The sequence below is a fragment of the Acinetobacter sp. YH16042 genome (assembly GCF_013417245.1).
GTDB lineage: Bacteria > Pseudomonadota > Gammaproteobacteria > Pseudomonadales > Moraxellaceae > Acinetobacter > Acinetobacter amyesii.
Genome location: NZ_VPEJ01000125.1, coordinates 1 through 1,296 on the forward strand (window position 1 = coordinate 1; position 1,296 = coordinate 1,296).

The following is a 1,296-nucleotide window of genomic DNA, read 5'->3' on the forward strand; positions in this document are numbered from 1 at the left end:
CATATAAACAATCAAGTTATGAGATGTATACATCGCCATCTGATAGGTAATTTAAGGAATAAAAAAACACCGGCATCCTGCCGAGGTTTTTCGTATTGGTTTGCTCGGTATAACTCCTGTCGTACCTTACTGTCCTTGTGCGTATCTGTATTCTTATTATTGTGTGGAACTTCCTGTTCCTGATGACTTCATCATAGTAAAAATGGGTTGAGGTGAATATCCGCAAAGTCCCTAAATTACTGTGCGCCAGGGCGTACAAAATAGCCTAAATTTTATCCACAAAAATTGGGGATAATTTCGGATGCAAGAGTCTTGTTACTTGGGCAAAATGCGGAAATTGAGTATTTTTTTAACCAATTTTAGTGGCTAAATATTACAAAGTTGCTTAAAAACTCACCGACTTATTACAGAAGCTAATTTTTGTGCATTTTGTGCTCAAGGTTGGGTTTTTAAGTTGTTGATAAATAATACTATTTTAAAATGTGTTTCGTATAAGCTCTATTATGTTAAATAGGTAGGGAATCAGGCTCAATCATTTTATTTTAAGATGAGTTTTGAGTACTTAATTATATGGTCTGTAACACTTTCTAAATGGTAAGGTTGATGAATCCAATGATGCCAGTAGAGTTGAACTTTATTTTCTAATTCTGGACATAAATCAATCATTTCATCTTGATCATAGAGGCTATTTAATTGGAATTCTGGAACCATTCCGTAACCTATTCCAAGTCGTATAGCGGTCAAAAAAGATTCTGAAGAGGGTATTAAGTGAAAAGGGTAGCTAGCCTTTGTTAGACCGAATTGCTTTACTAAAATATCAAAATGAAGATGGTCTTTTTCATTAAATATTACAGCAGGTGCTAAGCATAGGGCTTGTCTATTTATGCCACTAGCAAACCATTTTTTTATGAATGCTTTTGTTGCGATCATTCTATATTTCATCACACCTAGATATTGAGAATTACATCCTTTCATAGGTTTAGGTTCAATTGAGATACACGCATTAACAATTCCTTTTTCTAGTAAGGAATATGTATGAGCCTGATCATCAACGATTAGATTCAGCAATATTTTATTTTTTATAAGTACATCTTTGAGGGTTGGAAGTAACCAGGTTGCTAGGCTATCGGCATTAGATGCAATAACCACTTTAAAAAATTCAGCTTGTGACTTATTCATCAAATCATGTAAAAAATTCTGTTCCAATCTTTGACTTTTCTTTAAATATTCAAATACTTGCTGACCTGATGTGGTTAATTTACAAGGCTTACTACGTATTATTAATAACTGTCCTAA

The 1,296-nt window shown here is 33.4% G+C and carries 1 protein-coding gene; it reads right to left on the minus strand.

The window, feature by feature from the left end; genetic code table 11:
* Nucleotides 1-537: 537 nt before the first annotated feature.
* A partial coding sequence (locus FTV37_RS17485; protein WP_180064342.1) for an ArgP/LysG family DNA-binding transcriptional regulator occupies nucleotides 538-1,296 on the minus strand: 759 nt, incomplete at its 5' end.